This is a genomic window from Micromonospora sp. NPDC047074 (genome assembly GCF_040643815.1).
Classification (GTDB): domain Bacteria; phylum Actinomycetota; class Actinomycetes; order Mycobacteriales; family Micromonosporaceae; genus Micromonospora.
Window position 1 is genome coordinate 53,802 of sequence record NZ_JBEYVB010000027.1, and the last position, 21,292, is coordinate 75,093.

General features: G+C 72.0%; 17 protein-coding genes and 1 pseudogene. 13 read left to right on the plus strand and 5 right to left on the minus strand.

Annotated elements, in window-relative coordinates:
* The first annotated feature begins 56 nt into the window (after nt 1-56).
* From ABZ809_RS24875 to ABZ809_RS24900, 6 genes are all read left to right on the plus strand, one after another.
* Nucleotides 57-623 (plus strand): TetR family transcriptional regulator, encoded by a 567-nt coding sequence (locus ABZ809_RS24875; protein ID WP_357564994.1) that lies wholly within the window; start codon nt 57-59, stop codon nt 621-623.
* Nucleotides 624-1,701: 1,078 nt separating this feature from the next.
* Nucleotides 1,702-4,788 carry an amino acid adenylation domain-containing protein gene (locus ABZ809_RS24880; RefSeq protein ID WP_357564996.1) on the plus strand — a complete coding sequence of 1,029 codons (3,087 nt, stop codon included), beginning with the start codon at nt 1,702-1,704 and terminating at the stop codon, nt 4,786-4,788.
* Between the two features lie 920 nt (nt 4,789-5,708).
* On the plus strand, nt 5,709-6,518 hold the full coding sequence (locus ABZ809_RS24885; RefSeq protein ID WP_357564997.1) for an arginine deiminase-related protein: 810 nt from the start codon (nt 5,709-5,711) through the stop codon (nt 6,516-6,518).
* Nucleotides 6,518-7,276: a BPL-N domain-containing protein gene (locus ABZ809_RS24890; protein ID WP_357564998.1), complete on the plus strand. Its 759-nt coding sequence runs from the start codon at nt 6,518-6,520 to the stop codon at nt 7,274-7,276. Before ABZ809_RS24885 ends, ABZ809_RS24890 begins: the two co-directional genes overlap by 1 nt.
* Nucleotides 7,273-8,583, plus strand: a complete 1,311-nt coding sequence (locus tag ABZ809_RS24895) for a heparan-alpha-glucosaminide N-acetyltransferase domain-containing protein (RefSeq protein ID WP_357564999.1) — start codon at nt 7,273-7,275, stop codon at nt 8,581-8,583. Before ABZ809_RS24890 ends, ABZ809_RS24895 begins: the two co-directional genes overlap by 4 nt.
* Nucleotides 8,584-8,614: 31 nt before the next feature.
* Complete coding sequence (locus tag ABZ809_RS24900; RefSeq protein ID WP_357565000.1) at nt 8,615-9,382, plus strand: BPL-N domain-containing protein; 768 nt, start codon at nt 8,615-8,617, stop codon at nt 9,380-9,382.
* A 3-nt stretch (nt 9,383-9,385) separates the two neighbouring features.
* Here ABZ809_RS24900 and ABZ809_RS24905 read toward each other — a convergent pair whose 3' ends face one another.
* A complete protein-coding gene (locus ABZ809_RS24905; RefSeq protein WP_357565001.1) occupies nt 9,386-9,604 on the minus strand; it encodes a hypothetical protein in 219 nt (72 codons plus the stop codon).
* Between the two features lie 278 nt (nt 9,605-9,882).
* Here ABZ809_RS24905 and ABZ809_RS24910 point away from each other — a divergent pair, with 278 nt between their 5' ends.
* Entirely contained in the window at nt 9,883-10,539 is a 657-nt protein-coding gene (locus ABZ809_RS24910) for a 4'-phosphopantetheinyl transferase superfamily protein (RefSeq protein WP_357565002.1), read from the plus strand.
* Between the two features lie 532 nt (nt 10,540-11,071).
* On the plus strand, nt 11,072-11,755 hold the full coding sequence (locus ABZ809_RS24915) for a hypothetical protein (protein WP_357565003.1): 684 nt from the start codon (nt 11,072-11,074) through the stop codon (nt 11,753-11,755).
* Between the two features lie 63 nt (nt 11,756-11,818).
* Here ABZ809_RS24915 and ABZ809_RS24920 read toward each other — a convergent pair whose 3' ends face one another.
* Complete coding sequence (locus tag ABZ809_RS24920) at nt 11,819-12,508, minus strand: hypothetical protein (RefSeq protein ID WP_357565004.1); 690 nt, start codon at nt 12,506-12,508, stop codon at nt 11,819-11,821.
* 200 nt (nt 12,509-12,708) lie between these two features.
* On the opposite strand from ABZ809_RS24920, the pseudogene ABZ809_RS24925 reads away from it, so the two are divergent.
* The 3 genes and pseudogenes from ABZ809_RS24925 to ABZ809_RS24935 form a co-directional block, all read left to right on the plus strand.
* Nucleotides 12,709-12,849 (plus strand): annotated as a pseudogene (locus ABZ809_RS24925) (RNase III inhibitor); the annotation flags it as partial.
* A 361-nt stretch (nt 12,850-13,210) separates the two neighbouring features.
* Nucleotides 13,211-14,719 (plus strand): family 43 glycosylhydrolase, encoded by a 1,509-nt coding sequence (locus tag ABZ809_RS24930; RefSeq protein ID WP_357565005.1) that lies wholly within the window; start codon nt 13,211-13,213, stop codon nt 14,717-14,719.
* Between the two features lie 20 nt (nt 14,720-14,739).
* On the plus strand, nt 14,740-16,218 hold the full coding sequence (locus tag ABZ809_RS24935; protein WP_357565006.1) for a family 43 glycosylhydrolase: 1,479 nt from the start codon (nt 14,740-14,742) through the stop codon (nt 16,216-16,218).
* 148 nt (nt 16,219-16,366) lie between these two features.
* Here ABZ809_RS24935 and ABZ809_RS24940 read toward each other — a convergent pair whose 3' ends face one another.
* Nucleotides 16,367-17,416: an aldo/keto reductase gene (locus tag ABZ809_RS24940; RefSeq protein ID WP_357565007.1), complete on the minus strand. Its 1,050-nt coding sequence runs from the start codon at nt 17,414-17,416 to the stop codon at nt 16,367-16,369.
* Between the two features lie 109 nt (nt 17,417-17,525).
* On the opposite strand from ABZ809_RS24940, the gene ABZ809_RS24945 reads away from it, so the two are divergent.
* Both ABZ809_RS24945 and ABZ809_RS24950 read left to right on the plus strand, forming a co-directional pair.
* Complete coding sequence (locus ABZ809_RS24945; RefSeq protein ID WP_357565008.1) at nt 17,526-17,945, plus strand: MerR family transcriptional regulator; 420 nt, start codon at nt 17,526-17,528, stop codon at nt 17,943-17,945.
* Between the two features lie 200 nt (nt 17,946-18,145).
* On the plus strand, nt 18,146-18,706 hold the full coding sequence (locus tag ABZ809_RS24950; protein ID WP_357565009.1) for a hypothetical protein: 561 nt from the start codon (nt 18,146-18,148) through the stop codon (nt 18,704-18,706).
* Between the two features lie 66 nt (nt 18,707-18,772).
* On the opposite strand, the gene ABZ809_RS24955 is transcribed toward ABZ809_RS24950, so the two are convergent.
* On the minus strand, nt 18,773-20,071 hold the full coding sequence (locus ABZ809_RS24955) for a PHB depolymerase family esterase (protein ID WP_357565010.1): 1,299 nt from the start codon (nt 20,069-20,071) through the stop codon (nt 18,773-18,775).
* 200 nt (nt 20,072-20,271) lie between these two features.
* Nucleotides 20,272-21,105 (minus strand): SGNH/GDSL hydrolase family protein, encoded by an 834-nt coding sequence (locus tag ABZ809_RS24960; protein WP_357565012.1) that lies wholly within the window; start codon nt 21,103-21,105, stop codon nt 20,272-20,274.
* Nucleotides 21,106-21,292: the final 187 nt, after the last annotated feature.

The following is a 21,292-nucleotide window of genomic DNA, read 5'->3' on the forward strand; positions in this document are numbered from 1 at the left end:
AGTACTATGACTGTCGTGGCTTGAACCTTAGGACTACAGATGGAGTGGTGTCAACCATGCGTAGGAACGACGAGAGGAGGGCGGCGCTCATCGACGCCGCCATCGAGGTGCTCGCCGAGCAGGGCGCGCGGGGACTGACCTTCCGGGCGGTGGACGCTGCTGCGCGGGTCCCCACAGGGACGGCGTCCAACTACTTCGCCAACCGCGACGACCTGTTCACCCACATCGGTGCGCGCGTCTACGAGCGCCTCCAACCGGACGAGGAGACCGTCGTTCGGCACCTGGAGGGCGCGCAGGACCGGGAGAAGCTCACTGCGGTGATGCGCGAGACCGTCCGCCGGGTCGCCGGATTCCGGACGGGCTACCTGGCACTGCTGGAACTGCGGCTGGAGGCGACACGGCGGCCCGAACTGCGGGCGGTGCTCACGCGGAGCGTGCGCGCCGACGTCGATGCCAACATCGCCAGCCACCAGGCGTCCGGGCTGCCCGGTGACGCGACCTCGGTGCGGTTGCTGCACATGGCGCTGAACTGGCTGATCGTCGAGCGCCTCACGCTGCCGGAGGTGTACTCCGAGCAGGAGTCCGACGACCTCGTCGCCCGCGCCGTGGAGCGGCTCGCCTGAGGCGTGCTTCGCACGAGCCAAGAGCCCCTCCCTGGTGGCGACACCCCCGCCGTCGCCCTCGCCCTCGCCGATCTTGCGCTTTCTGCCCGCCATCTACGACGCATGTCGGCCTTGCCGGGCAGGAAGTGCAAGATCGCGGGGTCGAGGCGTCGCGGGTACCGAAGGCGGCGGGTTCGTTGGGCCGTCCGTCCCCGGCGGTTTGTGCTTTGAATAACCGGTATCGCACTGCCTGCGTCGTTCGTCATCGGCGTCGCCCGCGTGCACGATCATCCGTACTTTCACCTTGTGGAATCTCTGGTCGACGCAACGTGGCATAACCAGACATAAAACTCTTATCACCTCCCTACTCTCGTGCGAGTGGTTGCCTACATTCACGACAGTGGGACGCCTTCCGTCCGCAAGGGACGCACCGTCGCCACCTCCGCTCCGGCCCCCGGCGAGGCCACCTCGCGGCGACATCGCCCGAAACGCCGGGGAGGATTCCTCGCCACGACAGGCCCTCTGACGCACCTCCCGGTCATCCCGGCCATCGTCCTGTCAGGACCAGCACTGCCGAGCCGCAGCCCTCGGCGGGCGACAGCTCGCCCCCGCCCGCCCGCCACCGATCAGTCCCGCCCGTCCACGGCCAGCAGGACCGACTGACACGGCGGGAGGACCAAGGACGGCGGGAGGACCAAGCGCAGCCGACTGAGCGCAGCGACAGTCAGCGGTTCGGGCGACACCAGTCACACCACTTTGCTACTTCCGTGATGCCCTGCGGGGCTTCGCGGCATATCTCGCTGCCCGTTGTTCGTGCCCCGCGTACGCCCTTCTGGCGAGCAGCCCTGCCACCGGCCCGGTGATCGCAGCTGCCCGCAGAGGTGTCCGCACGCATCGGCACGGGTGCCGACTCGTGATCAAGCAGGAGGTTTGCGGTTCCGTGAAGCAGGTAGGTCTCACCGGCACGCCCACGTCACCCCCGCGATCGGAGCGTCCTACGGGCGCGGAGGCGCACGTCGTGGTTCGCTCGCCGGTCGTCGAACCCGGGAGAGAGCCAGGGGACGGCGGCGACGTCACGCGCACGCGGCGTCTGCACCACGTGTTCGAGTCCGCGTGCGACCGCACCCCCTCGGCCGTCGCGGTCGAATGTGGCAACGCCCGATTGACCTACCGCGAGTTGGACGAGCGTGCCAACCGGTTGGCCCACCACCTGCGGGCGCTCGGTGTCGGTGACGGCTCGCGGGTGGCCGTCCTGTTGCAGCGCTCCGTCGAGACGTACGTGGCGTTGCTGGGCGTGGGAAAGGCCGGTGCCGCGTTCGTACCGATCGATCCCGGGTCGCCGAGCGACCGGGTCGCCTACATCGCCGAGGATTCCGCGGTCGACCTGACGCTGACGTCCTCGGCGCTCGCCGACCGGGTGGGCGACCGGCCCGCTCTCGTCGTCGACGGGTGCGCGGCCGAACTCGCGGCGGCACCCCACGGCCGGCCGGAACTCACCGGCGACGGCACGCGGGACCCCGGCGCCTACGTGATCTACACCTCCGGGTCGAGCGGTCGGCCCAAGGGCGTCGAGGTCGCGCAGTCGAGCATCTGCAACTTCCTCGACGTGGTGCCCGGCGTGTACGACGTGCGCCCGACGGACCGGGTCTACCAGGGGATGACGATCGCCTTCGACTTCGCGATCGAGGAGATCTGGCCGACGTGGTCGGTCGGCGCCACGCTGGTGGCCGGTCCGAACGACTCCCGCCGCCTCGGCGCGGAACTCGCGGACTTCCTGGACGAGGCACGCGTCACCGTTTTGTACTGCGTACCCACCCTGTTGGCCACCATCCCGCGGGACCTGCCCCGGATCCGCAACCTGCTCGTCGGCGGGGAGGCCTGCCCCGGGCAACTGGTCGAGCGGTGGAGCCGGCCCGGCCGGCGGATCCTCAACACGTACGGGCCGACCGAGGCCACGGTCACCGCGACCTGGGGCGAGCTGCTCCCCGGACGCCCGGTCACCATCGGGCGGCCCCTGCCGACCTACTCGGTGGTCCTGCTCGACGAGCAGCGGCAGCCGGTCCCCGACGGCGAGGTCGGCGAGATCTGCATCGGCGGCCCGGGGGTGGCGCGCGGGTACGTGGGGCGCCCGGACCTGACCGCCGACCGGTTCATCGCGCACGCGCTGGCGCCGCCGGGCGGTCGGCTGTACCGCACCGGGGACCTCGGTCGGATCACCGGGGAAGGCGAGATCGAATACCTGGGCCGGGCGGACTCCGAGGTCAAGATCCGTGGCCATCGGGTGGACCTCGGTGAGATCGAGAGCGTACTGCTGGAGGACCCGGACGTGGCCGAGGCCGTGGCCGCGCTGGTCCCGGTCGGCGACGGCCCGGACGCCCCCCACGAGTTGGCCGCCTACCTCGTCGTGCCCGACAGCGACCAGGCCGGGGACGACGAGCGGTTCCCCCGGCTGTGCCAGACGCTGCAGACCCGGTTGCCCGGCTACATGGTGCCCGCCTTCCTGGATGTCGTCACGGCGCTGCCGACCATGCCCAGCGGAAAGGTCGACCGGCGACGGCTGCCCCCGCCGGACCGCCGGCTCACGCTTCCCACCGGCCCGCTGGTCGCCGCCGAGGGCGAGCTGGAGAAGCAGGTACGCGCGGCGTGGGCGGAGGCGTTCGGCATCGACGCCGAGGCGCTCTCGGTCGAGGCGGACTTCTTCACCGACCTCGGAGGGCACTCACTGCTCGCGGCGCGGGTGGTGTCGCTGCTGCGCGCCCGCGAGGTCGGCGTGAGCCCGGCGGTCCGGGACCTGTACGCCCACCCGACCGTACGCGGCATGGCCGCCCATCTCGGCACTGCCGGCCGGGCCGCCACGCGCGGCGCTCCGCCCCGCCCCGCCCCGCTGCGGCACAGCAGCCGGCGGATCGCGCTGGCCGGGTCCGGACAGGCGGGCGTGATCTACCTGATGCTGCTGGCGGTCACACTCCCCGTCTCGTTCGTCTACACCCGCAACGACGGCTTCGTGTCGGCCCGCGTCCTCGCGGAGCTGATGGTCGCGATCCTGCTCAGCTACCTCGGTGTGCGGTGGGTGCTGCCGGTGCTGCTGGCCCGCCCGCTGGCCGCCGGCATCCGACCCGGTCGGTACCGCCTGTGGGGGCTCACCTACGTCCGGCTCTGGGCGTTGAACACGCTGCTGGCGGTCGGGCCGCTGCCCGTCCTCAGCGGCTCTCCCCTGATGGCCGCCTACCTGCGGCTGCTCGGTGCCCGGATCGGCCGCCGGACCACGATCGCGACCAGCGCGATCAGCCTGCCGGCCCTGATCTCCATCGGGCGGGACACCTCGATCGGGTACGGCGTCTCGCTGCGGCCGTGGCGGGCGGAGGACGGCTGGGTCGTGGTCGGGCCGATCACGATCGGGTCGCACGCCTTCGTCGGGGCGAACGCGGTCCTGGAGCCCGGTGCCTCAATCGGGGCGCACGCCGGCCTCGGCGAGCAGTCCGTGCTCGTGCACGGCGAGGCGGTGCCGCCCGGGGCCCGGTGGGCGGGCTCCCCGCCGGCGCCGACCCCCCGGCTGGCGCCCACCGTCGAGGCCCTGCGGGGCCATGACCACCCGCGGCGCGGCTGGCGGGCACACCACGTCGCCGCCGCGCTGGTCGGCCTGATCGGGCTGGAACTCGGGGCGATCGCGATGGTCCTGCCGAGCGTGGCGCTGGTGTGGTGGGTGCTGCTGACCCAGGGCCTGCTCGCCGGCCTGGTCGCGACCGTCCCGGCCGGAGTCGTCTACGTGCTCACCGTCTGCGCGCTGGTCGCCACCGGCAAGCGCCTCGTGCTGCCGCGGGTGCCGGTCGGCGTCCACCACCGCGTCCACTCGATGCTCGGCGTACGCAAGTGGATCGCCGACAAGCTGCTCGAGTCCAGCCTGATGTTCACCAACTCGCTCTACGCGACCCTCTACACCGGCCCCTGGCTGCGCCTGCTCGGTGCCCGCGTCGGCCGTGGCGCGGAGGTCTCCACCGCCGCGCACCTCGACCGGACCTGCTCACCCTGGGCGCGGAGAGCTTCGTCGCCGACATGGCCAGCCTCGGCGCCGCGACGTTCGCCAACGGCCGGATGGCGTTCCTGCCCACCACCGTCGGCAGCCGGGCCTTCGTCGGCAACGCCGCGTTCGTGCCGGCCGGCACCGTACTGGGCGACGGGTCCCTGATCGGTGTCGGCACGTTGCCGCCCGACAACGGTGTCCCCGAGGGCACGTCCTGGTTGGGCTCGCCGGCGATGCACCTGCCGGTACGCCAGAGCAGCGGCTCCTACTCGGAGGCGGTGACGTTCCGCCCGCCGCGTGTCGTGGTGGCCCGCCGGCTGTTCGTCGAGTTCTTCCGCGCGACCCTGCCCGCGTCGGTGCTCGGCGCCAGCTTCTACCTCTACCTCCTGGCGCTGTCCTCGCTCGCCAACGGCCGGGACCTGCTCGTACCGGCACTGGTGTCGCCCTTCGTCGCCATGGCGTCGAGCCTCGCGGTGATCGTTTTCTGCGCGGCGGCCAAGCGCAACGTCGTCGGCACCTACCGGCCCCGGGTGGAACCGCTGTGGAGCGGCTTCGTCCGGCGCACCGAGTTCGTCACCGGCCTGTACGAGGCCGCGGCGGTCCCCGCCGGCATCGGGCTCCTGGTCGGCACCCCGTTCCTGCCGCCGGTGCTGCGCTGGTTCGGCGTCCGCGTCGGCAGGCGCACCTGGATCGGTACGACGTACCTCACCGAGTTCGACCTGGTCGAGATCGGCGACGACGCGATCGTGGGCACCGAGGTGTCGCTGCAGACCCACCTGTTCGAGGACCGGGTGATGAAGATGTCCGTCGTCTCGGTCGGCGCCGGCGCCACGATCGGCACCCGCGCCATCGTGCTCTACGACGCCGTCGTCGGCGACGACGTGCTGCTGGGCTCGCTCTCGCTGCTGATGAAGGGCGAACACCTGACCCCCGGGACCCGGTGGCGCGGGATCCCCGCCCAGGGGGTGCTCGCCCGGCGACCGGCAAGACAACGGGCGGCCTGACGCCGCGCCGTACGGCCGTGGCCACAGCGCGCCGCGGCCCGCTCCCGTCCGTCATCCACTCGCTGAGAGGAAGAACGCGCGATGAACAAGGCACTGCTGGTCTCCGACGCGGCCCACTTCCGGGTCGACTACGAGATCAACCCGTACATGCACACCGAGGTCCAGCCCGAGCGCGTGGTGGCGATCCTCGAACACGAGCGCATCCTCGCCGCGCATCGGGCGGCGGGCCGCCACCTGGAGTACGTGCCGTCGGCGCCGGAGTGCCCCGACATGGTCTTCACGGCGAACGCCGCGCTGGTGCGGGGCGGCCGGGCCGTGCTGGGGGCACCGCCACCCGAGCGCAAGGCGGAGCTGCCGTACTTCCAGGAGTGGCTGATCGACCACGACTTCGAGGTCCTGGAGGCCCCGTACCCGTTCAGCGGGCAGGGCGACGCCCTGGCCTGCGGCGACCTGCTGCTCGCCGGCTACGGCCAGCGGACCGACCGGCGCATGCACGCCGTGCTCGCGCGGGAACTCGACTACGAGGTGGTGCCGCTGCGGACGGTGAGCCACCGCTGGTACGACCTCGATCTGGCGGTCGGCGTCGTCGAGCCGGGCCGGACACTCGCCTTCTGCCCGGACGCTCTCGACGAGCCGAGCCGTCGACGGCTGCGGGGCCTGGGCATGGACCTGATCGAGGTCGGCGTCGACGAGGCGGCGCGCTTCGCGCTCAACCTCGTCAGTGACGGCACCACCGTGACCATGACGAAGGGAGCGCCGCGGCTGGCGGCCGCACTCCGTGAGCGCGGCCTGCGGGTCGTCGAAGTCGACACAACCGAACTCGCCAAGGGCGGGGGCGGGGTCCGCTGCACCGCGCTGACGCTCGACAACCCCCTGCCGGCGAGGTCGTGATGGCGATGGGGAACCTGGGCCGCCTGCTCGCCGCCGGCCGGCGGGCACTCGCCGGCCAGGGCCGGCCGGTCTGGTCACCGCCGCCCGGGCCGTCGGAGCCCCCGGTGGCGCTGGTCTACCGGGGGCCGGCGACGCTGCCCGGGTGCCCGGAGGCGGTGGCGGCGCTGCTCAAGTCCAGCCGTTGGGGCTTCGACGTCCGGTACGTCGGCCCGGACGAGGTCCTGCCGCTGAGCCGTCGCGCCCTGGCCGGGGCGACCCTCTACGCCCAGCCCGGTGGCGGCAGTCTCAAGCGCGGCTACCGCCACCTGCGGCACCACCGCGACGAGATCAGGCAGTTCGTCCACTCCGGCGGCAGGTATCTCGGGATCTGCCTCGGCGGTTACCTCGCGGGGGCCACCCCCGGGTTCGGTCTCCTGCCCGGGGACACCGACCAGTACATCGCCTCGGCCGCCGCCACGGTCCGCTCCGAGCGGAACACCGTCGTCCCGGTCTCCTGGCGTGGCCGGCGGCGGACCCTCTTCTTCCAGGACGGCCCGTACTTCTGGCTGCGCCCGGGGGCCGGGGCCGACGTCCTCGCGACCTACCCGAACGGCACCATCGCCGCGCTGTCCACCGTCTTCGGCGCGGGCCGGGTCGGCGTCGTCGGCCCCCACCCCGAAGCCACCGACGACTGGTACGTCGACGCCGGGCTACCGATCGCCGGCCAGCTCGGCACGGATCTCGGCTGCGACCTGGTGGACACCGTGATGAGGCCATGACACAGACCGCATACCGCAGCCCCGCCGCCCCGCAGCGGACGGGCGACGCACCGGCCCCCGAGGCCGACCTGCCGGCCGGGCGCGCCCGGCTGCTCGGCGTGGACGCCGCGCGTGGCGTCGCGCTGTTGGGGATGATCGCCGTGCACTCGCTGTACCAGGCCGACGCCGCAGGCCGGCCGACCTGGTCGTTCACCATCTTCGGCGGTCGCGCGGCCGCCCTGTTCGCGGTGCTGGCCGGGGTCGGTATCGCGTTCGTGACCGGCCGGCGGCGGGTCGTCCTGGCCTCCGGCGCGGGCACGGTGGCGGCCCTCGGCGTCCGGGCCCTGGCCATCGGCGCGATCGGGCTGGCACTGAGCCACGCGGACGCGTCCCTGGCGTCGGTGATCCTGCCCTACTACGCGGTGCTGTTCCTGCTGGCGATCCCGCTGGTGTTCCTGCCGACCTGGTTGGTGGCGTGCGCCGGCCTGGCCGTGACCGTGGGAGTGCCCGTGCTCCGCCAGCTCCTGCTGCCGCGGCTGCCGGAACCGACCTACGCCAACCTGGGCTTCGCGGATCTCGTCGACGACCCGGGCGCGCTGCTCACCGAGCTGTCGATGACGGGTGAGTTCCCGGCGGTGACGTGGCTGGCGTACCTCTGCGCCGGGCTGGTGGTCGGACGCCTGGCGCTGAACCGGTTGACGGTGATCCTCGGCCTGCTCTACACCGGGCTGCTGCTCGCCGCCGTGGCGCCGGTGGCGTCGTGGATCCTGCTGAACCGGTACGAGGGCCTGCGGCAGATCTGGTTCACGCAGCCGCGGAGCGGGCTGACCGCGGCCGAGACGACGGAACTCCTCCTGTTCGGCGGGGACGGCAGCACGCCCACGTCGACGTGGTGGTGGTTGGCGGTCGACGCCCCGCACACCGGCACCCCGCTCGACCTGCTCGGCACGATCGGCAGCGCCGTGGCTCTGATCGCCGTCATGCTGCTCGCCTTCCACGTCTCCCGGCCCGGTCCGCGACGGACGGTCTCCGTACTGCTGGTGCCCCTGGCCGCCGTCGGCAGCATGCCGCTGACGCTCTACACCGCGCACATCATGTTCATCAGTTCCGAGCTCGACTCCTTCGAGCCCACGCCGGGATACCTCGCGCAGGTCTTGGTCATGGTGCTGTTCGGGACCGCCTGGTGGGCCACCGCCGGCCGTGGCCCGTTGGAGGGGCTGGTGACGCTGCTCTCCGGCGGGGCCCGCCGACTGGCCACCCGGCGCTACCGGGTCACGCGCCGCCGGGCCGGCATGTCGATGTACTCGACGCGGGACGGGGTGGGCTGAGTTGGGTCTGCCGCTCGGTGGGAGACGGCGGATGAGCCGGCGGCGCCTGCTCGTGGGCGCCGGTGCCGCCGGCACCCTCGGCGTGCTGGGCTGGGCCGGTGCCTCGGCGGTCAACTCCGGCCGCGACCGGCCGCTGGCGCTCGTCTACCGGGGGCCGGCCGCCTGTTCCGGCTGCGCCGAGGCCGTGGCCGCCCTCCTGCGCACCACCGGGTTCCGCACCGGGTACTGCGGTCCGGACGAGCGGCGGCAGATCTCGCCCAGCACCCTGGCGGAGGCGGCCGTCTACGCCCAGCCCGGCGGTGGCAACGTCAGCCCGGCCTGGCGGAGGCTGCGTGACCACGCCGACGAGGTCCGCGGCTTCGTCCGCGACGGCGGCCACTACCTCGGCTTCTGCCTGGGCGCCTACCTCGCCGCCGGCCAACCCGGCTTCGGGCTGATCGACGGGCGGGTCGACCGGTACATCGACACCGACGGAGCGAGTGTCGACAGCGTCGACGACGCGGTGATCCCGGTCCGGTGGCGCGGCATGTCCCGGCACATGTTCTTCCAGGACGGGCCGACGATCGAGCTGCGCCCCGGGGTGCCGGGCCTCGTGCTCGCCACCTACGACACCGGCGCGCCCGCTGCCGTCGTCACCACCTTCGGCGCCGGGCGCGTGGGGCTCGTGGGGCCGCACCCCGAGGCCGACCGGTCCTGGTACGCCGAAGCGGAGCTGACCAATCCCGACGGCATCCGCTTCGACCTGGGCCACGACCTGATCGGGAGCACGGTGGACGGGACCGGTCTGCCCGCCCGGTGACCGTCACATCCGCCGGTGCTCCCGCGGCAGCCAGCCGATGAACCGGTCCTGAAGGGCGGTCCCGTACACGGCGGGCAGATCCTGTGCGGCGGCGGCCAGGCAGGACCCCAGGTACACGCTGAGCATCGCCCGGTCGGCCTGGTACTCCGCCAGCAGGCGGGCGCGTTTGGTCGCGCACGGCCAGTCGGCGCCGCAGGTGCCACAGCTCCAGTCCGGCGTCACCGGCGTGTGTTCGTCAATCGGGGCCGCCCCGGATTGCGCACCATCGACCATCGCGTTCCCCCTCCGGTTCCACCTGGTGGCCGCGCGGACGGTGTCGACAGTGGTCGGACGCCGTCGCCCACGCCACGCACTGTCAGCGCCACGGGACGCTGCGGCGTTACAGCTTGCGGTACGTTGACCAACCATGGCCCTCACGACGCTGACCGTGCACCGGGCACCGGCCCGCCGGTCCGCCCGGCACCGGCCGCCCGCGCGGTCGTACCTGTCGGGGGGCGGCGATGCGTGACCTGCTGCCACCGGCCGTGGCGGTGGCCGTGGCCGGGCCGGCGGACTGGGCCGGCGAGCTGCTGCCGGCCGAGCTGGCCTGCCTGAGCGCACGCGCGGTGGACAGCCGCCGCCGCGACTTCACCGCCGGGCGGGTCTGCGCCCGGCGGGCGATGGCCGCGCTGGACGTGCCCCCGGTCGCCGTGCCGTCGGCGCCGGACCGCTCGCCGGTCTGGCCGACCGGCGTGGTCGGCGCCATCACCCACACCGCCGGCTACTGCGCGGCCGTCGCGGCCCGCTCGGGCGAGATCCGGTCGGTCGGCATCGACGCCGAGCAGCACAAGGAACTCAACGCGGGCGTACGCCGGCTGATCTGCCTGCCCGAGGAGGTGGAGCGCTGCGCCCGCCTGCCGGCCGGCACCTCCTGGCCGGCGGTGCTGTTCAGCGCCAAGGAGACCATCTACAAGGTGTGGCACCCGGTCGTCGGCACGTGGCTGGACTTCCACGACGCGCTGCTGGAGCTCGATCCGGACGCCGGCACCTTCACCGCCCGGATCGCCCCCGCACGGCTCGACGCCGCGCCGGTGGCCGATCCGCCGGCGCTGGTCACCGGCCGGTTCGCCGTCGACGACGGGCTGGTCCGTACCGCCGCCGTGCTGTCGCCCCGTTGACCGGCCCGGCGGCCAGCACCGCTGGAGACGCGCGGGGGTTTCCGTTGTCGGCGCACGGTAGCGTCAGCCGCGTTGCCGTCGTCGCCAGGTGCCTAGGAGTACGGTGAGCCAGCCCCCGCCCCCCTACGGGCCGCAGGATCCGCATCAGCCGAGCCCGGAGCAGCAGCCGCCGTACCCCTCGGCCCCGGTGCCCCCGCCCTCCACGGACCAGGGCGGATACCCGCCGCCGGCACCGTTTCCGGGAGCCTCGCAGCCGACCAACGACCCGTGGGCGCCGCTTCCGCCCGTGCCGCAGCAGCCGCCCGGCGACCCGTGGGCCGCGCCCCAGCCGCCCGTCTCCGGTGCCCCGCAGCCGCCGGTGTCGGGCGGTCCCGGGGGCCCGTGGGCGCAGCCGCCGGTGTCCGGCGTCCCACAGCCCCCGATTTCCGGCACGCCCTACCCGCCGGTCTCCGGCGCACCCGGCTACCTGCCCGTGTCGGGCGCAGCCGGTTACCCGCCACCGGTGTCCGGCGCACCCGGCTACCCCCCGCCCGTGTCCGGCGCACCCGGCTATCCCCCGCCCGTGTCCGGCGCGCCCGGCTACCCGCCCGGTTACCCGATGGGTGCGCCGCAGATGGTGGCTCCGCCCAAGAAGAACCGGACCGTCCTGATCGTCGTGGCGGTGGTGGCCGCACTGGCCCTGCTCTGCTGCGTCGGCGGCATCATCGCGATCGTCGCCGGCGCCAACAAGGCGACGGACGACCTGGCGAACGCCCTGCCCACCCCGGGAATCACCCACGTGCCGCCCGGCGGCACCACGCCCGGTAGCGACGAGGACAATTACTACAACCTGAAGCCCGGGGCCACCCTGGTCGTCTCCGACAGCAGGGGGACCATCGAGATCACGGTCACCCGGTTCACCACCGAGGCCAAGGGCTGCCGGGCGTACGCCCCGGACCCCAGCAAGGGCATGTACCTGATCGCCCACGTCACCGCGACGGTGACCAAGGGCACGAGCTCCATCAACCCGTTCTACTTCGAGTGGGTGGCCGAGAACAGCCCTCCGGTCAACGGCCTGACGAGCTCCCTCTCCGGCTGCGGCGAGCTGCTGGGCTCCGGCAGCAACATGGGCGAGGGCAGCAAGCGGGCCGGCACCGTGGTGTTCAACGTGGCCGACCAGAACGGCACACTGCAATACCGGCACCAGTTCAAGGCCGTGGGCTCCTGGAAGCCGTGACCGGCTGGTGACGGGAGGCCGGCCCGACGGGGCGGCCTCCCGCGTGCCGCCGTCCCCCGCCCGTCACCGACCCTGTTCGAGCAGGTCGGCGACCGTGACCAGCGGCGTCACCAGGGCTTGCACCAGGGTGGGATCGTTCAGTCGGCCGCGCCGGTAGGTGATCAGTTCCGCGCCCCGCACGCTCCACGTCGGCACCGCCCCGGCCAGGTGCGCGGCGACCAGGGTCGGCCCGACCAGGGCCTGCTGCCCGGGGGCCGCCGCGCCCACCCGCCACTGCCTGTCGAACTCGGCGTTGCCGGTGGCGTACCCGTCGCTGCCGAACAGGGCACGGCCGAGCCGCGAGAACACGTGGCGCGGCCCGACCGCGAGGTCCGGGAACGGCCGCCGCAGCCACACCAGGGCGACGACGTACGAGTGGGTCTGCGAGCTCGTCGTCTGGTTGCCGTCCGCGCCGGTCGAGGTGTGCGTCTCGGTGTACGCGTACTCGGCCACCCCGACCGGCCTTCCGTACATTGTCCCGGTCAACACGAACCGCACGCCCCGACGGTTGCGCCCCGGCACCCGGTCGGTCCAGGCGACCTGCGGGTTCTCGGTGAACGTCCATCCGAAGTGGGCCGCCCACCGCCGCCACCCGTCCCGCCGCTCCCGCTCCCGGCGGTGGGCCAGCACCACGAGCGCGGTCAGCCCCGCCGCGAGGAGGAGCGCGAGAGCGGCGCAGCCGCCCAGCCAGAACACGCTCGTCATCCGCTCCACGGGCGGCAGCGTAGTGGCTGGCCGCCACGAGACACGTTTCGTGCCGTCGGACCCCGCGGGACAACATCTCGGTCAGCGAGGGCGCGGAACCGGGCGGACCCGGCCGGACCGTCGGCCGCATGATCGTGCTCAAGTCAGGAAGTAGTGGCCTTACGCCTGAACGAGGCCACTACTTCCTGGATCGAGCGTGATCCTGCCGCGTCTACGGATACCCGCCCGCCGAGGCGGCGACGATCGCGGTCGCGACCATCAGGGCTACGCCCACCGCCGTCGAACGCGTCCGCCTGGTCGCCTTCGACGACGACACGTACCACCTGCTGGAGGAGGCCATCCAGGGTTGAGCCGGGCGCGGGCTCGCGACAGACCAACGATCAGCCGTCGCGCTCACGGGCACAGGCTCGACGCGGGTCAACGATCCGGCCGCTCTCCTCGATGTGTTGATGTTGCCGCTAACACGCATGCGTCGACGTGCCACCGAGCAGACTTGACGTAACTCATCGCAGGGCATCAGCGCCTTCTGTGGCGCCTTGACACCCTCCGATTGTTAACGTAAACATAGACATTCATTGTTGTTAACGATTGATGACCGCCGGTGCGACGGCGTACCGGACCACCCGCGCCTGCCCGCCCGGCTGCTGATCGCCCGGGGTCGCGGCGGGCCTGCACCGGGCCATCGCCGTGCCCGCCCCCAGAAGGACCGCCATGACGTCGTCCGCTCCCTCGTCCCGAAGCCCCTCCCTGCGTCGCCGCGCCGCGCTCCTCGCCGTGGTCGCGACCGTCGCGGCCACCGGCGTGGTCGTCTCCACCCGCTCCGCGGCGGCAGCCGCGGTGGACACCTCGGCCTGGTACGTACTGATCGCCCGGCACAGCGGCAAGGCCCTGGAGGTGTACGACCGCGCCACCACCGACGGCGCGCGGATCGCCCAGTGGTCCCGCAACGACGGTGCCTGGCAGCAGTGGCAGTTCGTCGACGCCGGCGGGGGGTGGTACCGCCTGCGCGCCCGGCACAGCGGCAAGGTCCTCGACATCCGTGACTCCGCCACCACGGACGGCGCCGAGGTCGTCCAGTGGGCCGATCGCAACGCCGCCAACCAGCAGTTCCGGCTCGCCGACTCGGCGGGCGGAAACGTTCGACTGATCAACCGCAACAGCGGCAAGGCCCTCGACGTCTGGGAGCACTCCACCGCCGACGGCGCGCGGGTCAGCCAGTTCACCGACCTCGACGGCGCCAACCAGCAGTGGCAGCTCGTCCGCGTGGCGGGCGGCACGCCCACGACTCCGCCGGCCGGCACCCCGGCCCCCACCGGTACTCCGACCACACCGCCGGCGGCGTACCCGATGCCGGGCCGGGTGACCGGCGACGTCGGCGTGCACGACCCCACCATCGTGCGCCGCCCCGACGGCGGTTACCTGTTGGCGCACACCGGCGACAACATCGCGCTGAAGACCTCGCCCGACCGGACGGCGTTCCGCAACGCCGGGGCGGCCTTCCCCGGGGGCGCGCCGTGGACCACCACGTACACCGGCGGCAGCCGCAACCTGTGGGCGCCGGACCTGTCGTACCAGAACGGCAGGTACTGGCTGTACTACTCGGCCTCGACGTTCGGCTCGAACCGGTCCGCGATATTCCTGGCGACGAGCCCCACGGGCGCCTCCGGCACCTGGACCAACCACGGCCTGGTGATCGAGTCACGGACGTCGGACAACTTCAACGCCATCGACCCGAACCTGGTCGTGGACCCGGCCGGGCGCTGGTGGCTCAGCTTCGGCTCGTTCTGGTCCGGGATCAAGATGGTCGCGCTGAACCCGAGCACCGGGATGCGGGCCGACAGCACCCTGCACAGCATCGCCGGGCGCGGCGGCGGGGCCATCGAGGCGCCGGTCATCGTCCGGCGCGGCTCCTACTACTACCTGTGGGTGTCCTTCGACCGCTGTTGTCAGGGGGCGTCGAGCACGTACCGGGTCATGGTGGGCCGTTCCACCAGCGTCACCGGCCCGTACCTGGACCGGAACCTCACCCCGATGACCTCGGGCGGCGGCACCCAGGTGCTGGCGGGGCACGGCGGCATCCACGGGCCCGGTCACCAGGCGGTCCTGGCCGACACCGGCGGGGACGCCCTCGTCTACCACTACTACGCCGACAACGGTGTCTCCCTGCTCGGTATCAACCTCATCGGCTACGACGCGGCCGGCTGGCCGTTCGTCTACTGAGCCGGAAGGAGTTCCGCCCCATGCGCAAGAAGCAGCTCCGCCGTTTCCTGGCCGCCGGCATGGTCACCGTGCTCGCCGCCGTGGGCACCGCCGTCGTGGCGCCCGCGGCCTCGGCCGCCACGGTGCAACCCAACGTCCCGTACGTCCTGGTCAACCGGCACAGCGGCAAGGCGCTGGACGTGTACAACCTGGCCACGAACGACGGCGCGCCGATCAACCAGTACGCGCGCAACGACGGCGCCTGGCAGCAGTGGCGGTTCCTCGACTCCGGCGGCGGGTGGTACCGCCTCCAGTCCGCGCACAGCGGCAAGGTGCTCGACCTGCCCACCGCCGACGACGGCATCCAGCTCGTGCAGAACGCCGACCGCAACGACGCCCGGCAGCAGTTCCGGCTCGCCGACTCGGCGGGCGGGCAGGTCCGACTGGTCAACCGCAACAGCGGCAAGGCGTTGGACGTGTGGGAATGGTCCACCGCCGACGGCGCCAAGGTGTCGCAGTACCAGGATCTCGACGGCGCCAACCAGCAGTGGCAGTTGCTTCCCCTCGGCGGCGCGCGGACCTTCACCAACCCGATCAAGCGCAACGGCCCGGACCCGTGGCTCCAGCACCACAACGGTCACTACTACCTGGCGACCACGACGTGGAACTCCACCATCACGATGCGCCGTTCGGCCACGCTGGCCGGGCTCGCCACGGCCGCCGACCAGGTGGTCTTCAACCTGGCCGGCCGGGCCAACGGCTGCTGCAACATGTGGGCGCCGGAGTTCCATCTGCTCAACGGCCCCAACGGCCCGCGCTGGTACTTCTACTACACCGCCGGGCAGAACGTCCCGGACTACAACCCGACCCAGCGGCTGCACGTCCTGGAGTCCGCCGGTACGGACCCGATGGGCCCATACACGTTCAAGGCCGACCTGGGCAACGACTGGCAACTCGACGCCAGCGTCCTCCAGGTCAACGGCAACCTCTACCTGATGGGCACCTACGGTGGCGACGGCGCCGGGCAGAGCAACTTCATCCAGCGGATGACCAACCCCTGGACGCTCAGCGGCGCGCGGGTCAGGCTCAGTTCACCGACCCTGTCCTGGGAGCGGCAGACCGGCGCGGTCAACGAGGGCCCCGAGCCCCTGTACCACAACGGCCGGGTCATGGTCGTGTACTCGGCCTCGGCCTGCTGGGGTCCCGACTACAAGCTCGGCCTGCTCACGCTGACCGGCAGTGACCCGATGAACCCGACGCACTGGACGAAGAAGTCGACCCCGGTGTTCCAGCGCAGCGACGCCAACGGCGTCTTCGCCCCCGGCCACAACGGCTTCTTCAAGTCGCCCGACGGCACCGAGGACTGGATCGTCTACCACGCCAACGACTCCGCCGGCGGCGGCTGCGACATGAACCGCTCCACCCGCGCCCAGAAGTTCACCTGGAACGCCGACGGCACCCCCAACTTCGGCACACCCGTACGGCTCGGCGTGACCCTGACCGCGCCGTCCGGCGAGTGACCGGCAGACCGACCAGAAGGACTCGCCATGGTTTCCCGCCGGCCAGGGGACGTCAGTCGGTGAGGTGGGGTCGCATCCGCGCCAGCCACCGCCGCCTCGACTGAAACCGCCAGCCCTCGCGCTCGGATCGCGGCGTGCGGGCTGGCGGTCAGGCGGCTGCGCGGTCAGCGATCGGGCGACGGCGGAGCGCCGGGTCGGTCAGCGCCGGCGGGCGCCAGGCGCCGTCGGCCTGGTACAGGTTGGTGCCCGGCGGAACGATCTCGTCGATCCGCTCCAGCACGGCGTCGCTCAAAGTCAGCGCGGCGCCCTTCAACGCGGCGTCGAGCTGCTCCATGGTGCGCGGCCCGATGATCACCGAGGTGACCCCGGGATGCGCCACCGGGAAGGCCAGCGCCAACTCCGGCAGCGTGCAGCCGATCTCCCCCGCCAACTCGACGAGCTGCTCCACCACGTCCAGCTTGCGCGCGTTCTCCTCGATCGCCGGGTCGAACCGGGCCGGAGTGAGCGCGGCCCGGCCCGTGGACAGGTCCACCGGCCGCCCCTTGCGGTAGCGGCCGGTCAGGAAGCCGGAGGCCAGCGGGCTCCAGGTCAGCACTCCCATGCCGTAGCGCTGAGCGACCGGGAGCAGGTCGACCTCGATCCCCCGGGCGAGCAGGGAGTACGGCGGCTGCTCGGTCCGGAACCGGTGCAGCCCGCGCCGCTCCGCGACGTGGTGCGCCTCGACGATCTGCTCGGCGGGGAAGGTCGAGCAGCCGAAAGCACGGATTTTCCCCTGGCGTACCAGGTCGGTCAGTACCGACAGGGTCTCCTCGATGTCGGTGGTGGAGTCCGGCCGGTGCACCTGGTAGAGGTCGATCCAGTCGGTGCTCAGCCGGCGCAGGCTCTCCTCGACCTCCCGGACGATCCAGCGCCGCGAGTTGCCGCCCCGGTTCCGTCCCTCGCCCATCGGGAAGTGCACCTTGGTGGCAAGCACCACGTCGTCCCGGCGGCCCCGCAACGCCTTGCCGACGATCTCCTCGGACTCACCGGCGGAGTACATGTCCGCGGTGTCCACGAAGTTGATTCCCTGGTCGAGGGCAGCATGGATGATCCGCGCACAATCGTCGTGGTCGGGATTGCCCACGAAGCCGAACATCATGGTGCCGAGGCAGTGGACGCTCACCTCGATGCCGGTACGGCCAAGGACGCGGTAACGCATGGTGGTGCTCCTCGTGGTCGTCGCGCGCGGGGCGGTCGGCCCGCCGGCTACGCGTGCGAGCACCCTAGGAGCTGGAGCCGACTCCAGGTCAACCCGTACGCTGGCCGGCATGTCCGGAGTCGTCCCAGGCCTGAGCATCGGCGAGGTCGCCGAGCGCACTGGGCTGAGCGTGCACACGCTGCGGTTCTACGAGCGGGAAGGCATCCTGGCCAACCCGGTCCGGCGCGATCCCGGCGGGCGCCGGGTCTACCACGAGGACGACGTGGACTGGCTCACCGTCTGCGTGATCCTGCGTGGCTCCGGCATGCCGCTGCCGGCTGTCCGGCGCTACACCGAACTGGTCCGCGCGGGCGGCGGCACCGAGGCGGAACGGCTGGCGCTGCTGCAGGAGCACCGGGGGCGGGTCATGGACCAGATGGACCAGCTCCAGAAGTGCCTGGACCTGATCAACTTCAAGGTCGGGGTGTACGAGGACGCACTGGACCAGCTCGCCGTCTCGTCCGCCACCGGTACCGACGCCGGCCGGTGACCGACGGACCGGCCAGGCCAGTTGGCGACGGGCGCGTCGTCGAGGTACGGACGCTCTACCGAGGGCCGCCACACCCGTCGCCACTCGATTCGTCACACCGGTCAGGCAGGCTGTCCGCCACCGACCGAGGCCGGCGCGGCGTCGGCTCACAAGACCTGGGGGGAAACATGACGGTCACCGCTGATGATCTCGATGCGGCAGTGTCCAGCGTCGTCGCCAGCCTGCAACCGGCGATCGGCCTGGACTGGTCCGTGCGGGCGGGCGAGCTGGAGTGGGACTGCTGGCACACCGCCGAGCACATCGGCGACTGCCTGATGTCGTTCGCGGGCCAACTCGTGGCCCGGCCGGAGAAGCGGTTCGTGTGCTTCATGGCGAACGCCGACAAGGACGCCTCCCCGGAACAGGTGCTGGAGTTCGCCGAGGCGGGCGGCCGCATCCTGGCGGCCACGGTACGCGCGTCCGGGCCGGAGGTCCGCGCCTACCATCCCACGGGTCAGGCCGATCCGGAGGGCTTCGCCGCCCTGGGGTGTGTGGAGATGCTGCTGCACGGGGCTGACATCGCCCAGGGCCTGGGGCTCGCCATCGATCCCCCGCGCGAGGTGTGCGCCCGGGTGCTCGCTCGGCTGGCTCCCGAGACGGCGCAGGAACTGTCCACCGTCGACCCGTGGGCGGCGCTGCGGTGGTCCACCGGCCGGATCGAGTTGCCGGGCCGTCCGCGACTGAGGGAATGGCACCTGCGGAGCGCCCCGCTGGGCGAGTGAGCCACCTGCCGGCGGTCATCCCGGAACCCGCCGGGGCGGCACCACTCCGGTGCCGCCCCGGCGGGTTCAGGCCACCGAGCAGACGGCGCCGTTCAGGGTGAACGAGGACGGCCGCGACGTGTTGCCGGTGTGGGTGGCCTGGAAACCGACCGTGACCGACGCGCCGGGCGCGATGGTGGCGTTGTAGCCGACGTTGCGGGCGGTCACCGCGCCGCTGGTCGGAGCGTACGTCGCGTTCCAGCCGTTGGTGATGCTCTGGCCGGCGGGCAGCGTGAAGGCCAGGGACCAGCCGGTGAGCGTCGCGCTGCCGGTGTTGGTGATGGTCACCGAGGCGGTCAGCCCGGTGTTCCAGGCGTTGACGGCGTACCCCACCTGGCAGGCACCCGGCGAGGGCGGCGGCGTGGTCGGCGGCGGCGTCGTGGGCGGCGGAGTGGTGGGTGGTGCAGTGGTGTCGAGGCCGAAGAAGCGGATCGCCTGTGCGGCGTCGACCGGCAGGTTGTGCGGCACCCCCTGCATGCTGATGGCCTCGACCGGGGCCGTGCCGTCGCTACCGCCGTAGCGGGTGCGGGTGTAGCCGGCCTGCGGGCTGTCGGTGTAGGCCGGTGTCTGGCTCAGCCCGTGCACGTTCGTCCACTGCTTGATCTGCTCGCCGAAGTTCGGGTAGCGCAGCACCTCGTCGTTCGTGCCGTGCCAGGTCTGCATCCGGGGCCGGCGCCCGGTGTAGCCCGGGTGCGCGTTGCGGACCAGGTCCCCCCACTCCTGCGGAGTCCGGATGATCTGGCCGTTGGCACACTCGCTGTTCCACTCGGAGCCGTTCGTGGTGGCGAAGCAGCCGAACGGTACGCCGGAGAACGCCGATCCGGCCCGGAACACGTCGGGATAGAGCCCGAGCAGGACGTTGGTCATCATCGCGCCGGAGGAGATGCCGGTGGCGAAGATCCGGTCCGGGTCGACGGCGTACCGCTGCCGGACGTGGTCGACCATCGACTTGATGCCCACCGGGTCGCTGCCGCCGTCGCGACGCAGCGCCTGCGGCGAGGAGACGTCGAAGCACTGGCTGCTCCGGGTCACCGACGGGTAGACGACGATGTAGCCGTACCGGTCGGCCAGGGCCGCGAACTGGGTGTTGGAATACATCGCCGGGCCGGTGCCGGTGCAGTAGTGCACCGCGACCAGCAGCCCCGGCCGGGGTGCGACGGTGTCCGGCACGTACAGGTACATGCGCAGGTTGCTCGGGTTGGGGCCGAAGCTCGTCACCTCGGTCAGCGTCGCGGCCGACGCCGACAGCGGCACCGCTACCGCCGCGAGCGCGGCCAGCGCGGCGGCAGCCAGGGCGGCGCCCATCAGCCTGAGTGTGGCTCTCATCGATGGTTCCTCCGGAGGATGGCGGACAGGGCGGGGTTCCGATCGAGGGCTGCCCGGCTGCCCGATCACGTCCGGCTCAGGAACATCGACGATTCTCTATTATGTTCGGAGGCCTGGCAAGCGCCGCACTCTGGCGACGCCCGCCCACACACCTTCGCCTCCGCCATCGGATGCTGGCGGAGGCGAGGGCGAGAAGCGGGCTACGCCTTGGCGCTGGCCTTCTTGGCGGCGGCGGACTGGCCGACCGCCTGGGTGAACACCGGAAGGTAGCCGAGGGACTGCCCGGTCGCCATCGGGTGGTACGAGTTCGACAGGTTCAGGATGTCGACGGAGTGGATCCACTTGTTGCCGCTGCAGATCTGGTGTCCGACGAAGATGCTGCGCACGTCGGCGAAGGTGAACCCGGCGCGGGCCGCGGCGGCGGCGATCAGGCTGTCGGCCAGGTTGATGCCCTCGTTGACCTTCGCGCGGGCCGCCTCGCCGATCCCGATGCAGACCGTGCCGAGCTGGTAGAAGACCGGGTAGCTGAGCACGACAACCTTCGCGTTCGGGGCCTTGCTGCGGATCGCGGCGTAGGCCCGGTCGAGCAGGCCGGGAAGGTTCGCCCGGGCCTGCACCTGGGCCGCGTCCACCGCGGCGATGCAGGCACTTGAGCCCTGGAGGGCGCAGGTGCTCATGATGTTGCCGAACCCGGCGTCGTTGCCGCCGATGGTGATGCTGACCAGGGTGGTCTGCGCGCTGAGCGCGGCGACCTGCGAGTTGATCACGTCGGTCGTCTTCGCACCCCCGCAGGCCACCGACTTGTAGGAGGCCGGCGCGTTGGCCGCCGCCCAGAGGGCGGAGAACGCCTTGGTGCTGCGCTTGCAGCTGCCGCTCTCCGCGGTGTAACTGCCGGCACCGACACCCGAGGCGTACGAGTCGCCCAGTGCAACGTAGTGGTGGCCGGCGGCGTGCGCCGGGTTGGCCAACCCGAGCACGGCGAGCGTCGCGGAGAGAACACCTGCGAGCAGGGTCAGCATCCGGGTTCTGGTCATGCACCCCTCCATCGTTGACTGTTACAAGACGATTAATTTCAGTACGTCGATGCCTGAGGATACATGCCAATCGACCTTGTGTATCGATGTTCTTCTACATAGATAAAGATGTCATGTCTTGCGTGACGCGACGTCGCCGTCGATGCCGGGTTTTCCATGACGCACGCCCGCGCGCCCATGTACACCG

Excerpts from the sequence above, each read along its gene's own strand:
- ABZ809_RS24930 (WP_357565005.1), top strand. The coding sequence starts at position 13,211 with ATGACGTCGTCCGCTCCCTCGTCCCGAAGCCCCTCCCTGCGTCGCCGC.
- ABZ809_RS24900 (WP_357565000.1), top strand. The coding sequence starts at position 8,615 with ATGAGCCGGCGGCGCCTGCTCGTGGGCGCCGGTGCCGCCGGCACCCTC.
- ABZ809_RS24945 (WP_357565008.1), top strand. The coding sequence starts at position 17,526 with ATGTCCGGAGTCGTCCCAGGCCTGAGCATCGGCGAGGTCGCCGAGCGC.
- ABZ809_RS24940 (WP_357565007.1), bottom strand. The coding sequence starts at position 17,416 with ATGCGTTACCGCGTCCTTGGCCGTACCGGCATCGAGGTGAGCGTCCAC.
- ABZ809_RS24895 (WP_357564999.1), top strand. The coding sequence starts at position 7,273 with ATGACACAGACCGCATACCGCAGCCCCGCCGCCCCGCAGCGGACGGGC.
- ABZ809_RS24885 (WP_357564997.1), top strand. The coding sequence starts at position 5,709 with ATGAACAAGGCACTGCTGGTCTCCGACGCGGCCCACTTCCGGGTCGAC.
- ABZ809_RS24875 (WP_357564994.1), top strand. The coding sequence starts at position 57 with ATGCGTAGGAACGACGAGAGGAGGGCGGCGCTCATCGACGCCGCCATC.
- ABZ809_RS24960 (WP_357565012.1), bottom strand. The coding sequence starts at position 21,105 with ATGACCAGAACCCGGATGCTGACCCTGCTCGCAGGTGTTCTCTCCGCG.
- ABZ809_RS24955 (WP_357565010.1), bottom strand. The coding sequence starts at position 20,071 with ATGAGAGCCACACTCAGGCTGATGGGCGCCGCCCTGGCTGCCGCCGCG.
- ABZ809_RS24910 (WP_357565002.1), top strand. The coding sequence starts at position 9,883 with ATGCGTGACCTGCTGCCACCGGCCGTGGCGGTGGCCGTGGCCGGGCCG.
- ABZ809_RS24890 (WP_357564998.1), top strand. The coding sequence starts at position 6,518 with ATGGCGATGGGGAACCTGGGCCGCCTGCTCGCCGCCGGCCGGCGGGCA.
- ABZ809_RS24935 (WP_357565006.1), top strand. The coding sequence starts at position 14,740 with ATGCGCAAGAAGCAGCTCCGCCGTTTCCTGGCCGCCGGCATGGTCACC.